Origin of the sequence: Wolbachia endosymbiont (group A) of Ophion costatus, from assembly GCF_963969245.1 — a bacterium.
GTDB lineage: Bacteria > Pseudomonadota > Alphaproteobacteria > Rickettsiales > Anaplasmataceae > Wolbachia > Wolbachia pipientis.
Window position 1 is genome coordinate 504,525 of record NZ_OZ017714.1, and the last position, 17,945, is coordinate 522,469.

Below are 17,945 nucleotides of genomic sequence, written 5' to 3' on the forward strand. Positions count from 1 at the left end.
TAAAATAACTATCTCTTAGAAAATTGACACTTTTTCCGAGCTTTATGTTGACCATATTTCTTACGTTCAACAACACGTGAATCTCTAGTTAAGAACTCACCATTACGTAGTATAGAATGCAAATCTTGGCTTACACTACTTAAAGCTCTGCTTATTCCATGAGCTAGAGCACCTGCTTGACCAGATAGCCCTCCACCTTTTACAGTTGCAAATACATCGTATTTATCCAATGTGGAAGTTGCAACAAATGGCATTTTTACTATTTGGCACACTGACTCTCTTTTAAAATAAGAAATTAGATCGCCTTTTTTGTTAACACTAAATTTTCCACTCCCTGGCTTTATCCATACTCTTGCTACAGATTCTTTTCTTCGGCCTGTAGCATATAAACGACCAAGCGAATCAACTGCTGATTTAATTGTCTTTTCTGACCAATCATTGTTATTTATTGTAGAACTCTTCATTTTTACTCCATTACTTTTTATTTTTACGATTCAAAGAGGCAAAATCTATCTTTTCAGGTTGCTGTCCTTGATGCTTATGCTCTGAACCAGAATAAACATACAAATTTTCAAAGCGTCTACGTGCCATAGGCCCATCATCAAGCATCCTTTTCACTGCCATTTCTATTACACGCTCAGGAAATTTGCCATTTAAAATATTATCTGGAGTAGTTTTCTTCAAACCACCAGAATAACCTGTATGCTTATAGTAAATTTTATCTTTAAGCTTCTTTCCGGTGAAATGCACCTTTTCTGCGTTGATAATAATTACATTATCGCCACAATCCATATGAGGTGTATACTCAGGTTTATGCTTTCCACGTAATAGTGTCGCTACAAATGCTGCAAGCCTCCCTACCACTAATCCTTCTGCATCTATGACAAACCACTTTTTATTGATTTGTTTCTCCTTTAAGAAAAAAGTCTTCATTATTTGATCCAACAATAGTAAGCTATGATATACTTAATTTCTCAATAGTGTCAACAATATTAGTTATTGATTATTAAAGTAATTTATGTTAGTAATTGAGCTGCGCAACCAGTATGCATAGGAATTAGAATGTTTCGATTGATTATCACACTTGCGATCATTTTTAATACTATAAGTTGCTATGCAACCGATGTGGGAGAAGTGATAAGCAAAGCCATCAAAAATAGCTCAAAAATAAAGTCTCAATTTTACCAATATAAAAGCGCAGAAAAACACTATAAATCTTCTGGGTTAGCTGGATTTTTACCTGACATTAATTTGCAATACAATTTCGATAGTAACTTTAATCTTGATACATCTGAAAAAAAACTTACATTGCGCCAGAAATTAATCGATGGCGGTGGTACCTTTGCCACATTCAGTCGATCAAGCCATCTTCTCAAAGCAGAAAAGATGCGATTTCAGCAATTAAAACAAGAGCTTGCACTTAATGCTGTGAAAGCATATGTTAATGTTTTACAAAAGACAGAAATATTAAAGCTCAGAGAACATAAAGAACGCGTTTCTTTGGAACATTTGTCAGCTATGAAAAAACGCTTTTCCCTTGGAGAGGTAACCAATGCTGAAGTTTTGTTAGCAAAAGCAAAATTTTCGTCTTCTATATCCGAAAGAGTTGATGCTGAAGGTAAATTAAAGTTGGTAAATATTGCTTATTATCATTTGATTGGCGAAGATGCTGATGACCTTTCTGAAGCTAATGATAAACTACCTTCTGTTCCAGAGCTAAATGAATGTTTACAGTTAGCAAAAACCAATAATTTATCTCTAAAAGCAGCAGTTTATCAAAAAAGAGCAGCCGGAATGGAAGTGATTGCTGAAAGCTCCAAGTGGCTTCCTTCTTTAAATCTAAGTGCAAGCAAAAATTTTGGGGAGGATGGTATGAAGGTAGACAAACTATTAGAAAATGTTCATGTAGTTTTTACTCTTGATGTTCCGATCTTTAAGAGAGGAGTTAATGCTTTTGGTGTCAGTAAAGCTAAAATGGATGCAAAAAAATCTACCTACGATTATTATGAAACGGTAAAAAATATAGAACAAGCAGTTGTAAATGCTTGGAATAATGTGTTGACAGCAAAGGCCATTATCAAAGCAAGTCAAGAAGCGGAAAAAGCAGCAGCTCTAGCATTGGAAGGAGTTGAGCAAGAAGTAAACTTAAATTTAAAGAGTACATCTGACCTTTTGGACACTGAAGATGCATTATTTAAAGCACGTTCAGACTTAGTTGAAGCAAAAAGCAATTATGTGATTAGTGTTTACAACTTGCTTTTTATGATAAATAGTATAGACCTCTAAATTTAATGGTATTAGCACTATGCATGATGAACAAGGCAATCAATCTGTAAAAGATATCCTAGAAGATATAAAAAAAGCTATATCGGGTAAAAACGCGAGTAACGATAAAGCAGAAATAAAGGATGAAAATGATGATGTGCTATACCTTGAGGAAGAGTATCCAGAAGAAATAGAAGAAGATGGCAAAAAAGAAAATAATGAAAAAGAGGACATTGATAATGATGACCAAAGTGAGGAAATGGCTTGCAACAATAACCAATTTAATGGCCATAGCTACAATTCAGAAGAAAAAAAAGATATTTATTTGTACGATAATATCCAAATGAGTAATAACAAAGCGAGTAATAGCGGCTTACAAGCGCAAAATAACGATCATCTAATTTTAAAAGAGAATATGGAAGAGATCAAAGCGTTGCTTGGAAAAATGCAAAACGAATTACAGCATAAACAACAAAAAAAAGCGAACCTTACTGTTGAAGAATTAGTTACATCTCTTTTAAAACCTCAGCTCTCAGAATGGCTGAATAAATATCTACATGCACTGGTAAAAGAAGTAGTTGAAAAAGAGCTTAAAGATATAATCAATAATAAGTAGGGTATTAGCAATAAAAACTAGAGTAAAGACGGCTAGAGGCAGAAAACTATCTTCAACAAGGTGGCTACATCGTCATTTGAATGATCAGTATGTGCAAAAAACTAGCAAGGATGGTTATAGGTCACGCTCAGCATATAAGCTGGTAGAAATGGATAACAAATTTAAATTATTCCAAGAAGGGGAAAAAATTATTGATCTTGGTGCTTCTCCTGGTGGATGGTCACAAGTTGCATCTCAGAAAGATGCAAATGTAGTTGCTCTTGACGTAAAACCAATGAATGCAATTAATGGAGTAGAGTTTATACAATGCGATATTATCAATGAGCTTGAAATTTTAAGAGAAAAATTCAAGGATCAAAAATTTGATGTAATTTTATCTGATATGGCCCCCGAATCTTGTGGTTTAAAATCGTTGGATCATATCAGAATTATGCTTTTATGCGAAGCAGCGCTCAATTTTGCAAAGCATTTCTTGAGTCATGGTGGCACGTTTGTAGTAAAAATTTTCCAAGGAGAATCTGATAAAGATTTTTGTAACGAGCTAAAAAAAATGTTTAAAACAGTAAAATACTTTAAACCAAAGTCAAGTAGATCTGAATCTACAGAAATGTATTTGGTAAGTTTAGGCTTTATTGGCAGCAAACCTTCTATATAATATTAATCCAGGTAGTCCGCAGAAACAAAAAACTTACTTGACAAACTCCGCCAGCCCCCTTATCATGAAACTGAAGCTATTTATTTATCTTCTCTGTACAGATTAAATGACAAAAAAACTCACGTATCTGGCGTCCCATGTTTAATTTTTTGCACTATGTGCACCTTATGTCTTTATAAAACTTCTAGGTTTTTACCTAATATAAGCTGAAATGCGCTATTTAAAACATCAAAAAACGCCGATTTAAAAAATGGATAGTGAATAACTAGCTACCCTAGGGTTTCTTTTGCCTTTTTTTCTGTTTAGTAAATTTCTTAATGTTTATAATTTAGATTAGTTGCGGCTTAAAAGCAACTAAATCGCGGTTATTAAGCGTTTAGAATAAAAAAACGCCATACTTGAAAGTATAATGTAAGTAATTAGCCAACCACGAGGCTTCTTTTGCCTTTTTTTTCGTTTGGTAAATTCCTTAATGTTTATAGCTAAACGACAACCGTCATCCCGCTACTTGTTAGCGGGATCTATGTTAAGATGTATGGTCCCAGAGTGTGATGGTGTGGATTTAGTATAAATAATTCTGGAGACTGTGTCCACTGATAACATATAAATTCATAAGGAGTAAGACCCTTAAGAGTTTTGAGTCTCTTTGCATAATTATAAGCCATAACAAAGTTATAAAGGTGTTCTTTAAGTTGCTGGTGCGATTGATAGTAATACTTCTTAACTGTAGCATCCTTTAAAGTTTTATTCATACGCTCGACTTGCCCATTCGTCCAAGGATGGCTAACTTTTGTCAAACGATGTTCAATAACATTCTCTTCGCAAACTCTATCAAATATATGTTGGAAAGCATACTTATGACGCTTCTGGTTTGTAAATTGTATACCGTTATCTGTCAAAATAGTATGGATTTTATACGGTAAAATTCTAATCAAATTACGTAAGAACTCAGCAGCTATGGGTTTTGTAGCACTGTTACACAACTCAACATAGGTAAATTTGGATGTCCTATCAATAGCAACAAACAAATGTAATTTGCCCTCCTCAGTTCTAACTTCAGCAATATCAATATGAAAGTAACCGATAGGATATTGTTTGAATTTCTTTTTTGACTTAACTTCTCCATCAACAGTTGGTAATCTGCTAATGTTGTGTCTTTGTAAACAACGATGCAAGCTAGAGCGAGTCAAATGCGGAATTGTAGACTGCAGAGCGTAAAGGCAATCATCTAGTGGCAGTAGTGTATACTTGCGAAATGTAACTATTATAGCTTCCTCTTCTAGCGTTAAAACAGTTGATCTTGGATGCTTTGGACCCATATCAGCATCTTTCGTAAATGAACGTTTTCTCCACTTAATAATAGTTTTTGGATTAAGGTTATAATGCTTGGAGAGTTTTGCTATGCTCTCTTTTCTATTTTGTATTGCTCTACGAATCGTCTGTGTTGTTTTGGCGCACCCATGTAATATCTGTCCCATAATGACTCCTTAAATGATGATGATAGTATACCATCACTCTCTGGGACCATACATCTAAGGTATGACGGTTAAGTAACTCGTCATCCCGCTACGTGTTAGCGGGATCTGGAGATACCGTGACGGTATGATGAGGGAGAACAGTTAGCGGCTGAGATACCGCGAATGAATCGCGGTATGACGGTTCGCGGTGGCATGATGTAGGACTGCTGTGACACCATTATAGAGTGAACCAGTGTCAGCTACTTGGATGACAGACAAGAAAATGTTTATGACTAATTTTTAGATCAAACATGGAATTTCGACAAACTTAACTTTTTTGTGAGACTGTTCAGCAATAATAAATAAATTGAGAGGAAAGGTTATGGCAATAAAAAAGGAAAAGTTTTTTGAAATAATAAATGAGGTAAGCAAGAGTGAAGGTTTAAATGAGAATAATTTACTTGAAAGAATAGGAAGTGAGCTAAAAGATGCAGACTCAATAGTATATAGCACTTATAACAATTTGAAGATAGATAAGATGTTCAGTATATTAGATTCAGACAAAATTGTAAATTATATGTTGGTACATCTTGCTGTGGAATGTAACAGTGTACCAATAGTAAAACTCCTACTAGCAAAGGAAGCAAAAGTTAATGAACCAATATATGAACTTGATGAAGCTAAGTCTAAGCTAACTGCTTTGCACATTGCTGCTTTGCATGGTCATCAAGAGATAGTTCAGCTTTTATTGAATAATGACGCAAATCCTTTACTAAAAGATAGTCAAGGCCGAACTCCAAGGGATATTGTCGGTGATGTAAAAGGTAAAAAGGCTATAATAGAAATGTTAGAGGAAGGAGAACAACGTTATGCTGAGGCAGGAGCTACGAGAAGACAAAATAGACAAGGCACTTTACCGCAGCCTAATAATAAAACTCCAGGAAATTTAGCTGTGAACGGAAATAACGCAACTGCTGCAGTGCAAGCATGTAATGCAAGAGATCAGGAAGAGAACAACGGAACTACACCAAACAACAGAAAAATCTATGTACAAGATGAGGATGAACAGACTTCTTCAAACTCAATCGTTAATGAAAACAATACAGACAAAGTAGATGATACATTAGAAAAAGAACAGGCTATAAGAGAAAGAGATGCTATGGCGCAAAAGTTGCAAGAGGCAGAACAAAGACTTGCCAATAATCAGAAGCGCATAGAACATAATGACTTGCACAGTCAACATCCAGAGCAGTATACTACATATAATGGGGAACAGATCTTTTTAAATAAAAGTAATAGTGGCGATAGTGGAATATATTTTGATGCAGATGAATCTGAAGCTTTAGACCAATCTATATTAGAAGATGGAGAAGACATTAATGCACAAGATAAAGATGGCGTGACCCCTTTACACTATGCTGCTGCAAAAAGCGCTAAAGAATCAGTAAAACTTTTGATAAAACGTAAAGCAAATATTAATGCACAAGATAAAGATGGACATACCCCTTTATATTTTGCTGTTGCAAATGACAATAAAGAATTAGCAAAACTTTTGATAAAATATGGAGCAGATCGCTCATTGATAAAGGATGAAGACCTAATAGATAGACTAAACAGTATGTGTGATCAGCCATCTGAGGTTGTACCTAGTACCTTTTCTCATTCCAAAACACACAACGCAACGGAAACTCCAGAAAAAGCAGAAAAGGTTGAAAAACGTAAAGCTAAGTTAAAAGAATTACGTACTCAGCTAAAGGATGAGCAGAAAAAGAATGAATTGCTAAAACAAAAAATACAAGATCTAGAAAGTAAAAACACAACACTTGAGGGTGGACTAGGAAAAGCGCAAAAGGAACTAACAGAATTGAGAAATTGTGTCACTGAACATGAGACTAAATTGGAAGTACTGGAGAAACTCAATGAAGAGAATGAATCACTAGAACAAAAAATACAAGATCTAGAAAGTAAAAATACAACGCTTAATAGCGAATTAGAAGAAAACGAAAATAAGCATTCTAAAACAAAAGTGTTGTTAGAAAAAGCGCAAAAGGAACTAGCAGAATCAAAAAGTTGTATAGCTAGACATGAGACTAAGTTGAAACAATTCAATAAAGAGAATGAATCACTAACACAAAAAATAAGAAGTCTGGAGAATGAAAACACACCACTTGAGGGTGAACTGGGCAAAACTAAAACAAATGAAGTGTCACTAGAAAAAGTAGGAAAAAGACAATTTTCCCCAAAAGTTGCCTACGCGAGCCTTGCAGCTATGTTAGCAGTAGGTGCTGCTCTTAGTATTGCTTCCGGATTGTCTGCTCTATTAATAGTTGCAGCTTCTGTGGTATCTGCATTGATAGCTGGTGGCATTACATACACAATATCAAAACCCATCGCTCCTGACACTGAATTGAAAGAAGTGGATATTCAAGGTTCAGCACAACGGTGTTTGTAAAACTTAGCACCCACAGTTGTACGAACATTGCAATTTGCAGATGCAAGTAGCTGCACTGGAATCCCAAAAAAGGATGATGTCATTCCAGTGCTTGACACTGGAATGGCTTTGTTGCATCGCTACTTATGAAAGGCTAACTATAGTTAGGATTATAAGCAACCTATTGAAAATCTTGTTTTTTTGCAATCAATCTGATCAAATTTAAGAATAGTAATTTGTTATTTATATTAATAAATTTAATTCTATTGAAAATAGCTAAAGCATTGAAATTCTTGAATTTTAGCCGGATTAGTGAGTGGTAGTGAAATTTCTTTTACTCAAATTTAGGTATTCACTGACCGTTCTTGTTATAAATACCAGAATAATAAGCTACTGATATTCTCCACCTTTTTTATCTTTAATCCATCATAGCTAGCGATGCAACAAAGCCATTCCAGTGTCAAGCACTGGAATGACACCATCTGCCACCTGCAAATTGCAATAGCCGTGTCTGTGAGGGTTAATTATGGAAAAAATTCAAGCTATAAATGAGTTGTACAATAGCATTTATGCAGCACTAAAGGCAAATTCTGATTTAAGAAAATATGTTACTAAGAGGTTGTCCGGAAACAAGTAAAAGGCTATAATATCTGAAATTTTAGTACGGGGTAAAGATGAGAAAAAAATATCCAACAGATCTAAGCGAAAGGGAATGGGCAAGAATAGAAAAACACTTCAGAGTATCATACAAGAAAGGAGGAAGGCCGCCAAAGTATAGCAAAAGAGAAATATTAGAAGCAATTTTCTATGTATTGCGTACAGGGTGTCAATGGCGGTATTTACCAAATGATTTTCCGCTATGGAAGACTGTGTATGAGCAGTTCAGGCAATGGAAGAAGCGGGGAATTTTTGAGAAAATGAATTATGAAATTACAAAATATAGTAGAAGAAAAATAGGAAGGAATGAGCAGCCGAGTGCCTGTATAGTAGATAGTCAATCTGTAAAGACTACAGAAAAGGGGGGATCAAAGGCTATGATGGAAGTAAAAAAGTAAAGGGTAGAAAAAGGCATATAATTACAGACACTCAGGGTTTTATACTAGGTTGTTACGTAGGCGCTGCTAACGAAAATGATAGAGATGGTATTAAAATAGCATTAAACAATATGAGAACAAAATATACTAAAGTTAAAAAAATGTGGGCTGACATGGGATACCAAGGAAGAAATTTAAAGAATCACATAAAGGAAGAATATGACATAGATATTGAAATTGTTACAAGGCCTCCATGTAGATTTTGGGTGCACAAAGATACGCCACCTGAGCTACTACCAACAAGAGAACAAGGGTTTAAAGTACAGCCAAGAAGATGGGTTGTAGAAAGGACTTTTGCTTGGGTTAATAGGAATAGAAGGCTATCGAAGGAGTATGATTTACTCACAACATCCACTGAGAATTTCATATACCTAGCTATGAGTAGGGTTATGTTAAAGAGGGAATATGCTTGAATTTACTAGTTTCCGGACAACCTCTCATTAAGAAACCCACTGCAAACACTCCAAAAGCTTTCAATACGCTGGTTAGTTGATCATCTGATGGAAAAAACACACCACCTATTATGTTTATTAAGTGGCCAAAAAGCATGTGGTCATACCACAATAAAGTGTTACAAATCAAACTCGAGAATATTGCTTTTGTTATTTGCTGCATAATCTTCTATAGTTTGTTTAGTATTTAGTAATATACATTACTTTTTTTTATATAATAGAAAAATTTGAACATTATACTAATAATGGTATCTTATTAAATCTTAATATTTTTATATCATTGACTATATTCAAGTATTTTTATATTATTGCCTATATATTTCCATATGTTTCAGTGGGAAGCTATTTTTATTTGTATGCACAGAGTCTCTTGATGGAGCACTATGACACACACTCCAGTTTTGTTAAAAGAGATGCTATCACTACTATCACCGCAGGATGGTGGCATATACGTGGACGCCACATTTGGAGCTGGAGGGTATAGCAAAGCAATATTGGAGTCAGCTGATTGCAAAGTATATGCAATTGATAGAGATGAAACGGTAACTAAGTTTTATGATGATTTAAGCGTTAGATATCCAGATAGAATAAAACTATTCATTGAGAAGTTTAGTAATATTAAAAGTATACTAAGCAGCGTTGAGCCATCTCCTGTCATCCCAGTACTTGATACTGGAAAAAATAACTGGTCACGCGCTGGAATGACATCAAACGGGGTGGATGGAGTGGTCTTTGACATCGGAGTTTCATCTATGCAGCTTGATAACGGAGATAGAGGGTTCTCATTTTTACATGATGGTCCACTCGATATGAGCATGGATAACTCTTCTTATATAAACGCTTCAACGTTTGTTAACGCTTTACGCGAAGAAGAAATCGCAAATACTATATATAACTACGGAGGCGAACGTCATTCTCGCAAAATTGCAAGAGCAATAATAAATGCACGGAAGAAGAAAACTATCAAAACTACATTTGAGCTTGCGGATATTGTACGTTCCGTGGTATTTCGTGGAAAAAGCAAAATTGATCCTGCAACCAGAACATTTCAGGCAATCAGAATATGGGTAAACGATGAGCTGGGAGAACTTGAAAAGGGTATTAAAGCTGCATCTGAGATTTTAAGTGAGAATGGCAAATTAATTGTCGTCACCTTTCATTCCTTAGAAGATCGTATAGTCAAAACTTTTTTTAAAGATTTATGTGCTACTGATTGCAAGACATTCTCTCTGCTAAATAAAAAAGTGATCGAAGCAAGTATAGAAGAAGTAAGTGCAAATCCGCGTTCACGCTCAGCAAAACTAAGAGCTATACAGAGGTTGTCGTGAGAACTTTCTGCATCATCTCAATAGCTGTGTTTTTTCTTAGCATTGTAGGATTATTTAAGGTAAAATTGCATGTTCAGTCGTTAAATAGAGAGCTAATAAAAATAAAAAGTGAAATTAATTTAGTGCAAAGTGATATAAAAGTTTTACAAGCAGAATGGAGCTATTTGAATAATCCAAAAAGACTTGCAAGCCTTGTAAAGAAATACCTGAAAAATAACTCTTTAATACTGGCTAGCCAGGTTAAAAATCTTGACTCTTTAAATGGCCGCAGTGTGTTAGCACAACTTAAAACCCAGAGTTAAATTGGTTATACTAAGCTTTATCTTTTACAGATAAGCACACCACAATAAACCTTACTTTAGTATGAAATTGCTTGCGTAAGATTTTGGCAGCCTCTTAACATTTTTTGGCATTTCAATTATGTATTTAACGTTGCATTTTTTTGCGTAGAATACTGCTTTTTCAAGAGAATCAAACTTTAATACAATCTGTTTTTTGGGATCTTTTGAGCCAACCCACCCCATCAAAGGTTCAATGTAGTAGGAGCCAGATTCAATTTTTAGGTGCCAGAAATTTGTATTACCTAAACCAGATTGTGTTGCAGTTCTTGTTGGTTTATAAATCCTAAAAACTACTTTATCGTCAATGCCCATAGTTCTTGTTAAATAAGTTTAAATATATATCTAAATAAATCCTTTCACAAACAATTAGTATGAAAGAATGAAGTTTGAAATAAATATTTTTATGTTATATTATTATTAAATTATATTAAAAGGATTAGCTGAATAGGAGTAATCGATGACGCAACAGGAAATAGCAACAATTAATGCAGAGTTACGTAACGTGACAAAAACAAAAGCGGTGCATTCTCTAAGGAAGAAAGGAAACATCCCTGGAATAATATATGGAAAGGGCCATGATAATGTAAATTTGACATTGTCTGCAAAGGAATTCACGAAGCAATATAAATCAGGTTCTCTTTCTGCACATTTGATAGAGCTGAATATTTCGGGCAAAAAGGAATATGCTCTTGTTCGCGATATCCAATTGCATGTAGTAAAGGATACTGTGCAACATGTTGATTTTCAATTTGTTGATAAAGGCAGTGAAATTAAAATAGACATACCTCTATCATTTGTGAATGAAAGTAAAGCCCCAGGGATCAAGTTAGGTGGAGTGCTTAATGTTTTGTGTCGTTCTATTGCTGTTAAATGCTCTCCTGATAAAATACCTCAGGTTATTGAAGTTGATTTATCCGGTAAAATGATTGGCCAGTCTATACATATTAATGATGTAAAATTACCAGAAGGTGTTAAGTTTGTAGCCCATGAAGAAGAAAATTTTACCATTGTTACAATTTCTGCTGCCGATAGTGACGTTGAAGAACCTCAAGCAGAAACAGAGGAATAGTGCACCTGATAGTTGGGCTTGGTAACCCTGGTAGTCAATATGAGTTAACTCATCATAATATCGGCTTCATCACCGTTGATGCAATCTGCAAATATTGGGGTTTTCAGTTGTTCTCTAAAAAAGCCGATTATCTGATAACCTCTGGCATAATTAATGATAATAAAATCATGTTAATAAAGCCTTATTCATTTATGAATAATTCAGGCATCCCTGTTGCAAAAATACGAAACTTTTACAAATTATCGCTAGATAATATCGTTGTCATACACGATGACGCTGATTTGGAACTTGGAAGAATAAAAATAAAGAAAGATGGTAGCTCTGCTGGACATAATGGACTTAAATCCATAGATAGTTTTATTGGCAACGATTATTGGCGCTTGAGATTTGGAGTGGGTAGACCTGAAGATCAAAGAAGCTTAGCAGATTATGTGTTATCAAAATTTTCAAATTTTGATAATGTTACTCCCTTAGTGGAAAAAATAGCAAAAAATATACACTTAATGCTGCAAGGAGATAATACAGCTTTTATCAATTTGATTGTATAATATTACGAAACACAGGAAAGTGTATGGTCCCAGAGTGTGATGGTGTGGATTTAGTATAAATAATTCTGGAGACTGTGTCCACTGATAACATATAAATTCATAAGGAGTAAGACCCTTAAGAGTTTTGAGTCTCTTTGCATAATTATAAGCCATAACAAAGTTATAAAGGTGTTCTTTAAGTTGCTGGTGCGATTGATAGTAATACTTCTTAACTGTAGCATCCTTTAAAGTTTTATTCATACGCTCGACTTGCCCATTCGTCCAAGGATGGCTAACTTTTGTCAAACGATGTTCAATAACATTCTCTTCGCAAACTCTATCAAATATATGTTGGAAAGCATACTTATGACGCTTCTGGTTTGTAAATTGTATACCGTTATCTGTCAAAATAGTATGGATTTTATACGGTAAAATTCTAATCAAATTACGTAAGAACTCAGCAGCTATGGGTTTTGTAGCACTGTTACACAACTCAACATAGGTAAATTTGGATGTCCTATCAATAGCAACAAACAAATGTAATTTGCCCTCCTCAGTTCTAACTTCAGCAATATCAATATGAAAGTAACCGATAGGATATTGTTTGAATTTCTTTTTTGACTTAACTTCTCCATCAACAGTTGGTAATCTGCTAATGTTGTGTCTTTGTAAACAACGATGCAAGCTAGAGCGAGTCAAATGCGGAATTGTAGACTGCAGAGCGTAAAGGCAATCATCTAGTGGCAGTAGTGTATACTTGCGAAATGTAACTATTATAGCTTCCTCTTCTAGCGTTAAAACAGTTGATCTTGGATGCTTTGGACCCATATCAGCATCTTTCGTAAATGAACGTTTTCTCCACTTAATAATAGTTTTTGGATTAAGGTTATAATGCTTGGAGAGTTTTGCTATGCTCTCTTTTCTATTTTGTATTGCTCTACGAATCGTCTGTGTTGTTTTGGCGCACCCATGTAATATCTGTCCCATAATGACTCCTTAAATGATGATGATAGTATACCATCACTCTCTGGGACCATACATATTTTAATAAAAGGAGGTGATAATGAGCAAATTACAGCTAAAAATTAAAGATCATGACAATAATTTTATTGTGTTAAATAATATACGAAACCTAAGGTTTACTTTGCGTAATAACAGAGAAGAGGTGAAAGATATTTCTTCTTTTGGCTGGAGAAAAGTATTGGATTCTGCTGGAAGCAGACACATTACGATAAAAATTAATGGAATTTTAGACTCTGTATTAGCTGATGAATTATTACGTAATTCTGCTATGCTAAACTCTAATAATGATTATGAAATTAGTTTTAATGCTAAGGAAAAGATAAGGCTTAGGTGTTCAGTTGAATTGTATGAGAGGTGTTATGATCCTGTTACTTTTGACAGCTTTACTGTCGTTTTAGTCAGTGCTGAAGTTGTAAACGCTTTTCATTAATGTTAATTTAATTTTTTCATATACAATAGTAACTGGTGAGAATTTTAACTAAATTAAAAAAAATCATGAACGACAAAGACCTTTTCGAGGAAGACGGTGATGATATTGAAGAAAATAACGATGATAAAAGAGAGAAAAGTTTAGAAAATGAAAATCAGCAAAATCAAGAAGAACAACACAAAGAGGAAGATAAGCAATACATAATACAATATATTCAAGACTATTTGAAAGTTTTTGAGGATATTCTAAATCAGATCGACGAAGGAATTGATAATTTAGATAGTTACGAAAGGACTATGCAAATAAAGCGAAGCATAGACAGGCTCATAGAGACTTTATATAGTCAGGCTGCGTCCGAAGATATTGATGCAGAATTTGAAACTACCAAACACACTCGCGATAAATCAGAATCTATGAAAAGAGTTAGAGAGAAGAGAAGAAAGCCAGTGATAGAAGAAGTATTAAGTAGCATGTTTGCCCAGCAACAAAAGGAGCTAATGAACGCTAAACACTTAAGTCATGGACATGAAACAGCAAAAGATGGGGATGTCCACGAAGCAAAGGAAAAAGTGAAGTCTTCAATCAGGGGAGTGTTGTTTTCGGTGATTGCTCATAGGATGGATCCAAGAAGGAGGGCAGGGGAAACTGCTGACGGTAACGAAAAGCAAGCTCATATATATGGCAGGGAAGCAGTTGGTGGAGCTTTAGGTGCATTGTTAAAAACGTTTTTAACAGCAGTTATTGCCGTTGTGCGTGAAATTGCTAAGCCACTTCAGAAACCGGAAACATCTTTTGCAAAACAAGTTGAAGAAAGCAGAAACGCAGATTCACAAAAGGGTCGATCTGTGTAGATTTCTCCTTGTAATAATCTTTCGATTCTACTGTCTGTTAATTCAAATTAGGGTTATAAAATTTTAGAAGCCAGCTCTTATATAACCAATTTATAGCAAGAAATTACGATACAAAAATCAGCGTCCGTTAGAAAATAAACATAACACAGGGTGATAGAGTTGCCCCTATCCATAAGCGTCAGTTAAGCTCAAAATTGTAAGCTTAAAATATGGTTGAATAATTATTAATAATAGTATATAATTATTAACGTTTTTCAGGCATTTTTGTTATGGGTGCGCCAAGTAAGCGTTTAGAATACAATTGGTGAAAATCCAACTGACCTTACCCAGAAAAAGTGGAGAGAAAGTGTGGAATGTTTTTTACAAAAAGAATGATGCATCAAATTGTTCTGGAATGGAATAGTTAATAGTGACGTTGTTTGTTATAAAAAATTTCTATGTATTCAAATATTGCAGTTCTAGTTTGTTGAGCAGAGTGTTGTGAAGTATCAATAAGTATTTCTCTTTTCAATGAGCTAAAGAAGCTTTCTGCAACAGAATTGTCGTAACAACAGCCTTTATTACTCATCTATATTCTTTACAGCTAAGAGATATTGATACCCTTGCGCAGTATATTGTGAACCTTGGTCACTGTGCAGCAGTAGATTTTTAACAGGTTTACGCCTATTAATGGCCATTAATAAAGAGTTCATAACTAATTGTTTATTTATTGCACTACTCATTAACTACCATACGTGAGAATTATTGCTGCCAAATATAGCCATCCCTCCTTGGTTTTGATGTAAGTAATCCCATACTTTATTTGGTTGATCAACAATAAAGTTTTGATCTAGTATATTGGGAGCTACAGCTCTATTATCTGTTTGTTGTTTTTTAATTTTAAACTTTCTTCTCAGTATAGCCCTGATGTCATTTTTCTGCATAATACTTTGCACCGTTTTCAAATTGCAACTTTTACCCAAAGCCTTCAATTCAGCATGAATTTTAGGAGCTCCATATCTACATTTAGAAACTTGATATATTTTTTGAATAGCTTCGAGTAGCTCTTTATTTGCTGATTCTCTACTGCTTATTTTTCTTGTGGTCCACTTATAGTAGCCACTAGCAGAAAATCCTACATAATTCCTGTACTTTATAGCAGTTACTATGCTCTTTTATAAAAAAATATTTTACTCTTTTTGACTGGCCAGGGCTTTTTCTTAAATGTCTCTTTCCCTTGTTACTCTTGCTAACTCTCTTTGTAAATCAAACCTCTCTTTGTCGTAAGGAGCCATGTTACCTCTACCTGGAAATGCATCTGCTGCCGACTTTTTTTCGTTGTGTTTCTTTATCCATTTTCCTAATAAACCACCCTTTATTCCTAAATCCTTTGCTGTTTTTGTAATTGTTTGACCTACCTTTCTTTGTTCATTTGCCAGCTTAACAGCTTCCAATTTGAATTCTGCCGTATATTCTCTTGCCATTTCTAATCCTCCAAAATTTTATTTTACCCAAAAAAACTCTTTTCTTTCTCTCCACTTTTTCTGGGTAAGGTCAGTCTTTAGGCACCCAAACAAAGGGAAATGCTGGATAAAAAGAAAATACTTTAAAAAGTATAATAACGATAACTGGCGTTTTATGACAAGTAACAAGATACATCTTATTATACACAGCGATCATGATATTAAACGACATATCAAAGTGCAAAAAACCAGATCTCCATATGATGGTGATTGGGTATATTGGGGTAAACGTCTGAGAAAAATACCAGATAAGCCATTAAGAGTAATAAAACTATTGAAGTTACAACAAAGTAAATGTGATAATTGTAGACTATGGTTTAAAAGTGATGATACAATAGAAATACATCACAAAGACCGGAATAGACGAAACAACATGATCAAAAACTTATCTTTGTTACATGGACATTGTCACGATGAATTACACAGGAGGTGTGCATGAAAAGCACCAAATTGGAGAGAAGCCGTATGAGGCGCAAAGTCTCACGTACGGTTTTGAAGTCGAGTGAGGAGGGGCGACCTTCTTCACTTAGACAACAATATGCAGATGAAACTACGGAAGAAGACTTAAGGAAAATAGCAGAAAAAGCACCAATAATAAAGTTAGCCTACGATGAATTAGACAGGTTTAGCTGGAATGAAAAAGATTTAGTAGCATATGAAGAAAGAATAATGGATCTGCGGAAAGAAGAAGGCATCCTCGCTAAAAAACTTGATGAGGGAAAGATTGAAGTAGCAAAAAACCTACTTAAGGCTGACATCTCTATTGATATTATCTCTCAGACAACCGGCCTTCCTCAAGCTGAGATTAAACGACTTCAGGAAGAAATCACCTAAAAGGCTAATGATCAACGAAAAAATTGTAAGAGAGAACTTAAAAAAAGTCATAGAGCAAAAAAGCGGTAAAGATGTGACCGCTCTTGGCATAATATCCTCAATTATTATTAAAGGTCAAGATGTTGGTTTTGTGCTTGAAGTTGCCGGTAACACGCAAGCAAATGAAGAATTAAGAAAAAATTGTGAGCAAGCTGTTAAAGCTATACCGGGGGTGACAAAAGTGACCGTGGTTGCTACTGGTCAAAAACAAACTGGGCAACAAAAAGCTAAATTACATATCGAAGGAGTGAAAAATATAATCGTTGTAGCCTCTGGTAAAGGCGGTGTGGGCAAGTCCACAGTTGCGCTAAATCTTGCTCTCTCATTAGCAAAGTTGAAACATAAAGTTGCGCTGGTTGATGCAGATATATATGGTCCTTCAATTCCTAAAATGCTTGGCGCTGAAAAATTAAAGCCAGAAATACAGGATAGTAAAGCAATGCCTATAGAAAAGTATGGACTGCATACTATTTCAATTGGCTATTTTATCGATAAAGATCGTGCAGCAATATGGCGCGGACCTATGATTACAAAAGCACTTTATAGTCTGCTAATGGGAACAAAATGGTCCGATATAGAGTATTTGATAATTGATACACCACCTGGAACTGGCGATGTGCATTTAAGTCTTATGGAAAATTTTAACTTAACTGGGGCGATAATAGTTTCAACTCCACAGGAGCTCTCTTTAATCGATGCTCGCAAAATTTATGATATGTTTACAAAGCTCAGCGTACCGGTTATTGGCATTGTAGAAAATATGAGTTATTTCATTCAAAGCGGCTCAAAAATATACATATTTGGAAAAGACGGTGCAAAAAAAATGTCTGAGGAGCTGGGCATCAAACTTCTAGGCAGAGTTCCTCTAGATCCACAAATATGCCATGCTTCTGATTGCGGAAATCCTTTAATGCTAAGTCAGGATTTGGCAGAGATTTATGAAGACATTGCTCAAAGTATAGTTAAACAATAGAATAAGCGTGAGAAACATGCGAATCAAAGTCCTCTTTTGTTAGTTACAAAATAGACTG

Annotated in this window: 22 protein-coding genes and 1 pseudogene; 14 read left to right on the plus strand and 9 right to left on the minus strand. The window is 34.8% G+C overall.

Annotated elements, in window-relative coordinates; all coding sequences use genetic code 11:
• Positions 1 to 8 precede the first annotated feature (8 nt).
• Both rpsI and rplM read right to left on the minus strand, forming a co-directional pair.
• Positions 9 to 464 carry a 30S ribosomal protein S9 gene (rpsI, locus tag AACH21_RS02545; protein WP_006279875.1) on the minus strand — a complete coding sequence of 152 codons (456 nt, stop codon included), beginning with the start codon at positions 462 to 464 and terminating at the stop codon, positions 9 to 11.
• 10 nt (positions 465 to 474) lie between these two features.
• Positions 475 to 933 carry a 50S ribosomal protein L13 gene (rplM, locus tag AACH21_RS02550; protein ID WP_010082596.1) on the minus strand — a complete coding sequence of 153 codons (459 nt, stop codon included), beginning with the start codon at positions 931 to 933 and terminating at the stop codon, positions 475 to 477.
• A 129-nt stretch (positions 934 to 1,062) separates the two neighbouring features.
• On the opposite strand from rplM, the gene AACH21_RS02555 reads away from it, so the two are divergent.
• The 3 genes from AACH21_RS02555 (at position 1,063) to AACH21_RS02565 (ending at position 3,536) form a co-directional block, all read left to right on the plus strand.
• A complete protein-coding gene (locus tag AACH21_RS02555) occupies positions 1,063 to 2,286 on the plus strand; it encodes a TolC family protein (protein WP_006279873.1) in 1,224 nt (407 codons plus the stop codon).
• 19 nt (positions 2,287 to 2,305) lie between these two features.
• Positions 2,306 to 2,881 (plus strand): PopZ family protein, encoded by a 576-nt coding sequence (locus AACH21_RS02560; RefSeq protein WP_010082598.1) that lies wholly within the window; start codon positions 2,306 to 2,308, stop codon positions 2,879 to 2,881.
• 76 nt (positions 2,882 to 2,957) lie between these two features.
• Positions 2,958 to 3,536 (plus strand): RlmE family RNA methyltransferase, encoded by a 579-nt coding sequence (locus tag AACH21_RS02565; RefSeq protein WP_338482718.1) that lies wholly within the window; start codon positions 2,958 to 2,960, stop codon positions 3,534 to 3,536.
• 521 nt (positions 3,537 to 4,057) lie between these two features.
• Here AACH21_RS02565 and AACH21_RS02570 read toward each other — a convergent pair.
• Entirely contained in the window at positions 4,058 to 5,014 is a 957-nt protein-coding gene (locus tag AACH21_RS02570; protein WP_338482719.1) for an IS481 family transposase, read from the minus strand.
• Between the two features lie 361 nt (positions 5,015 to 5,375).
• Between AACH21_RS02570 and AACH21_RS02575 the strand changes: the two genes are divergently transcribed.
• From AACH21_RS02575 to AACH21_RS02590, 4 genes and pseudogenes are all read left to right on the plus strand, one after another.
• A complete protein-coding gene (locus AACH21_RS02575) occupies positions 5,376 to 7,445 on the plus strand; it encodes an ankyrin repeat domain-containing protein (protein WP_236514336.1) in 2,070 nt (689 codons plus the stop codon).
• 653 nt (positions 7,446 to 8,098) lie between these two features.
• Positions 8,099 to 8,931, plus strand: a pseudogene (locus AACH21_RS02580) (IS5 family transposase).
• Between the two features lie 422 nt (positions 8,932 to 9,353).
• Positions 9,354 to 10,298: a 16S rRNA (cytosine(1402)-N(4))-methyltransferase RsmH gene (gene rsmH / locus AACH21_RS02585; RefSeq protein WP_006279684.1), complete on the plus strand. Its 945-nt coding sequence runs from the start codon at positions 9,354 to 9,356 to the stop codon at positions 10,296 to 10,298.
• A complete protein-coding gene (locus AACH21_RS02590; protein ID WP_006279685.1) occupies positions 10,295 to 10,600 on the plus strand; it encodes a hypothetical protein in 306 nt (101 codons plus the stop codon). The genes rsmH and AACH21_RS02590 overlap by 4 nt, the downstream gene beginning before the upstream one ends.
• Before the next feature lie 51 nt (positions 10,601 to 10,651).
• On the opposite strand, the gene AACH21_RS02595 is transcribed toward AACH21_RS02590, so the two are convergent.
• Complete coding sequence (locus AACH21_RS02595) at positions 10,652 to 10,951, minus strand: NADH dehydrogenase ubiquinone Fe-S protein 4 (protein ID WP_006279686.1); 300 nt, start codon at positions 10,949 to 10,951, stop codon at positions 10,652 to 10,654.
• Between the two features lie 145 nt (positions 10,952 to 11,096).
• Between AACH21_RS02595 and AACH21_RS02600 the strand changes: the two genes are divergently transcribed.
• Positions 11,097 to 11,708, plus strand: a complete 612-nt coding sequence (locus AACH21_RS02600; protein ID WP_338482721.1) for a 50S ribosomal protein L25/general stress protein Ctc — start codon at positions 11,097 to 11,099, stop codon at positions 11,706 to 11,708.
• Positions 11,708 to 12,256: an aminoacyl-tRNA hydrolase gene (gene pth / locus AACH21_RS02605; protein WP_338482722.1), complete on the plus strand. Its 549-nt coding sequence runs from the start codon at positions 11,708 to 11,710 to the stop codon at positions 12,254 to 12,256. The genes AACH21_RS02600 and pth overlap by 1 nt, the downstream gene beginning before the upstream one ends.
• Here pth and AACH21_RS02610 read toward each other — a convergent pair.
• Positions 12,209 to 13,222: an IS481 family transposase gene (locus AACH21_RS02610; RefSeq protein ID WP_338482723.1), complete on the minus strand. Its 1,014-nt coding sequence runs from the start codon at positions 13,220 to 13,222 to the stop codon at positions 12,209 to 12,211. The two genes, pth and AACH21_RS02610, sit on opposite strands and share 48 nt — an antisense overlap.
• A gap of 76 nt (positions 13,223 to 13,298) precedes the next feature.
• Here AACH21_RS02610 and AACH21_RS02615 point away from each other — a divergent pair, with 76 nt between their 5' ends.
• Both AACH21_RS02615 and AACH21_RS02620 read left to right on the plus strand, forming a co-directional pair.
• The gene (locus AACH21_RS02615) at positions 13,299 to 13,688 is read left to right on the plus strand and encodes a phage tail tube protein (RefSeq protein WP_006279869.1); all 390 of its coding nucleotides are present in this window, start codon (positions 13,299 to 13,301) and stop codon (positions 13,686 to 13,688) included.
• Positions 13,689 to 13,753: 65 nt separating this feature from the next.
• A complete protein-coding gene (locus AACH21_RS02620; protein ID WP_338482724.1) occupies positions 13,754 to 14,539 on the plus strand; it encodes a hypothetical protein in 786 nt (261 codons plus the stop codon).
• Between the two features lie 403 nt (positions 14,540 to 14,942).
• Here the strand turns inward: AACH21_RS02620 and AACH21_RS02625 are convergent, their stop codons facing one another.
• The 4 genes from AACH21_RS02625 to AACH21_RS02640 are packed head-to-tail and all read right to left on the minus strand — an operon-like array spanning position 14,943 to position 16,002.
• Complete coding sequence (locus tag AACH21_RS02625; protein WP_010082072.1) at positions 14,943 to 15,107, minus strand: IS3 family transposase; 165 nt, start codon at positions 15,105 to 15,107, stop codon at positions 14,943 to 14,945.
• On the minus strand, positions 15,100 to 15,261 hold the full coding sequence (locus tag AACH21_RS02630) for a DDE-type integrase/transposase/recombinase (RefSeq protein WP_010082071.1): 162 nt from the start codon (positions 15,259 to 15,261) through the stop codon (positions 15,100 to 15,102). Before AACH21_RS02630 ends, AACH21_RS02625 begins: the two co-directional genes overlap by 8 nt.
• A gap of 3 nt (positions 15,262 to 15,264) precedes the next feature.
• Positions 15,265 to 15,687 carry an IS3 family transposase gene (locus tag AACH21_RS07105; protein ID WP_182282499.1) on the minus strand — a complete coding sequence of 141 codons (423 nt, stop codon included), beginning with the start codon at positions 15,685 to 15,687 and terminating at the stop codon, positions 15,265 to 15,267.
• Between the two features lie 51 nt (positions 15,688 to 15,738).
• Positions 15,739 to 16,002 carry a transposase gene (locus AACH21_RS02640; protein ID WP_317051380.1) on the minus strand — a complete coding sequence of 88 codons (264 nt, stop codon included), beginning with the start codon at positions 16,000 to 16,002 and terminating at the stop codon, positions 15,739 to 15,741.
• 217 nt (positions 16,003 to 16,219) lie between these two features.
• Here AACH21_RS02640 and AACH21_RS02645 point away from each other — a divergent pair, with 217 nt between their 5' ends.
• The 3 genes from AACH21_RS02645 to AACH21_RS02655 are packed head-to-tail and all read left to right on the plus strand — an operon-like array spanning position 16,220 to position 17,887.
• The gene (locus tag AACH21_RS02645; protein ID WP_151808131.1) at positions 16,220 to 16,480 is read left to right on the plus strand and encodes an HNH endonuclease signature motif containing protein; all 261 of its coding nucleotides are present in this window, start codon (positions 16,220 to 16,222) and stop codon (positions 16,478 to 16,480) included.
• On the plus strand, positions 16,477 to 16,875 hold the full coding sequence (locus AACH21_RS02650; RefSeq protein ID WP_077188486.1) for a hypothetical protein: 399 nt from the start codon (positions 16,477 to 16,479) through the stop codon (positions 16,873 to 16,875). The genes AACH21_RS02645 and AACH21_RS02650 overlap by 4 nt, the downstream gene beginning before the upstream one ends.
• 7 nt (positions 16,876 to 16,882) lie before the next feature.
• Complete coding sequence (locus AACH21_RS02655) at positions 16,883 to 17,887, plus strand: Mrp/NBP35 family ATP-binding protein (RefSeq protein WP_338482725.1); 1,005 nt, start codon at positions 16,883 to 16,885, stop codon at positions 17,885 to 17,887.
• Positions 17,888 to 17,945: the final 58 nt, after the last annotated feature.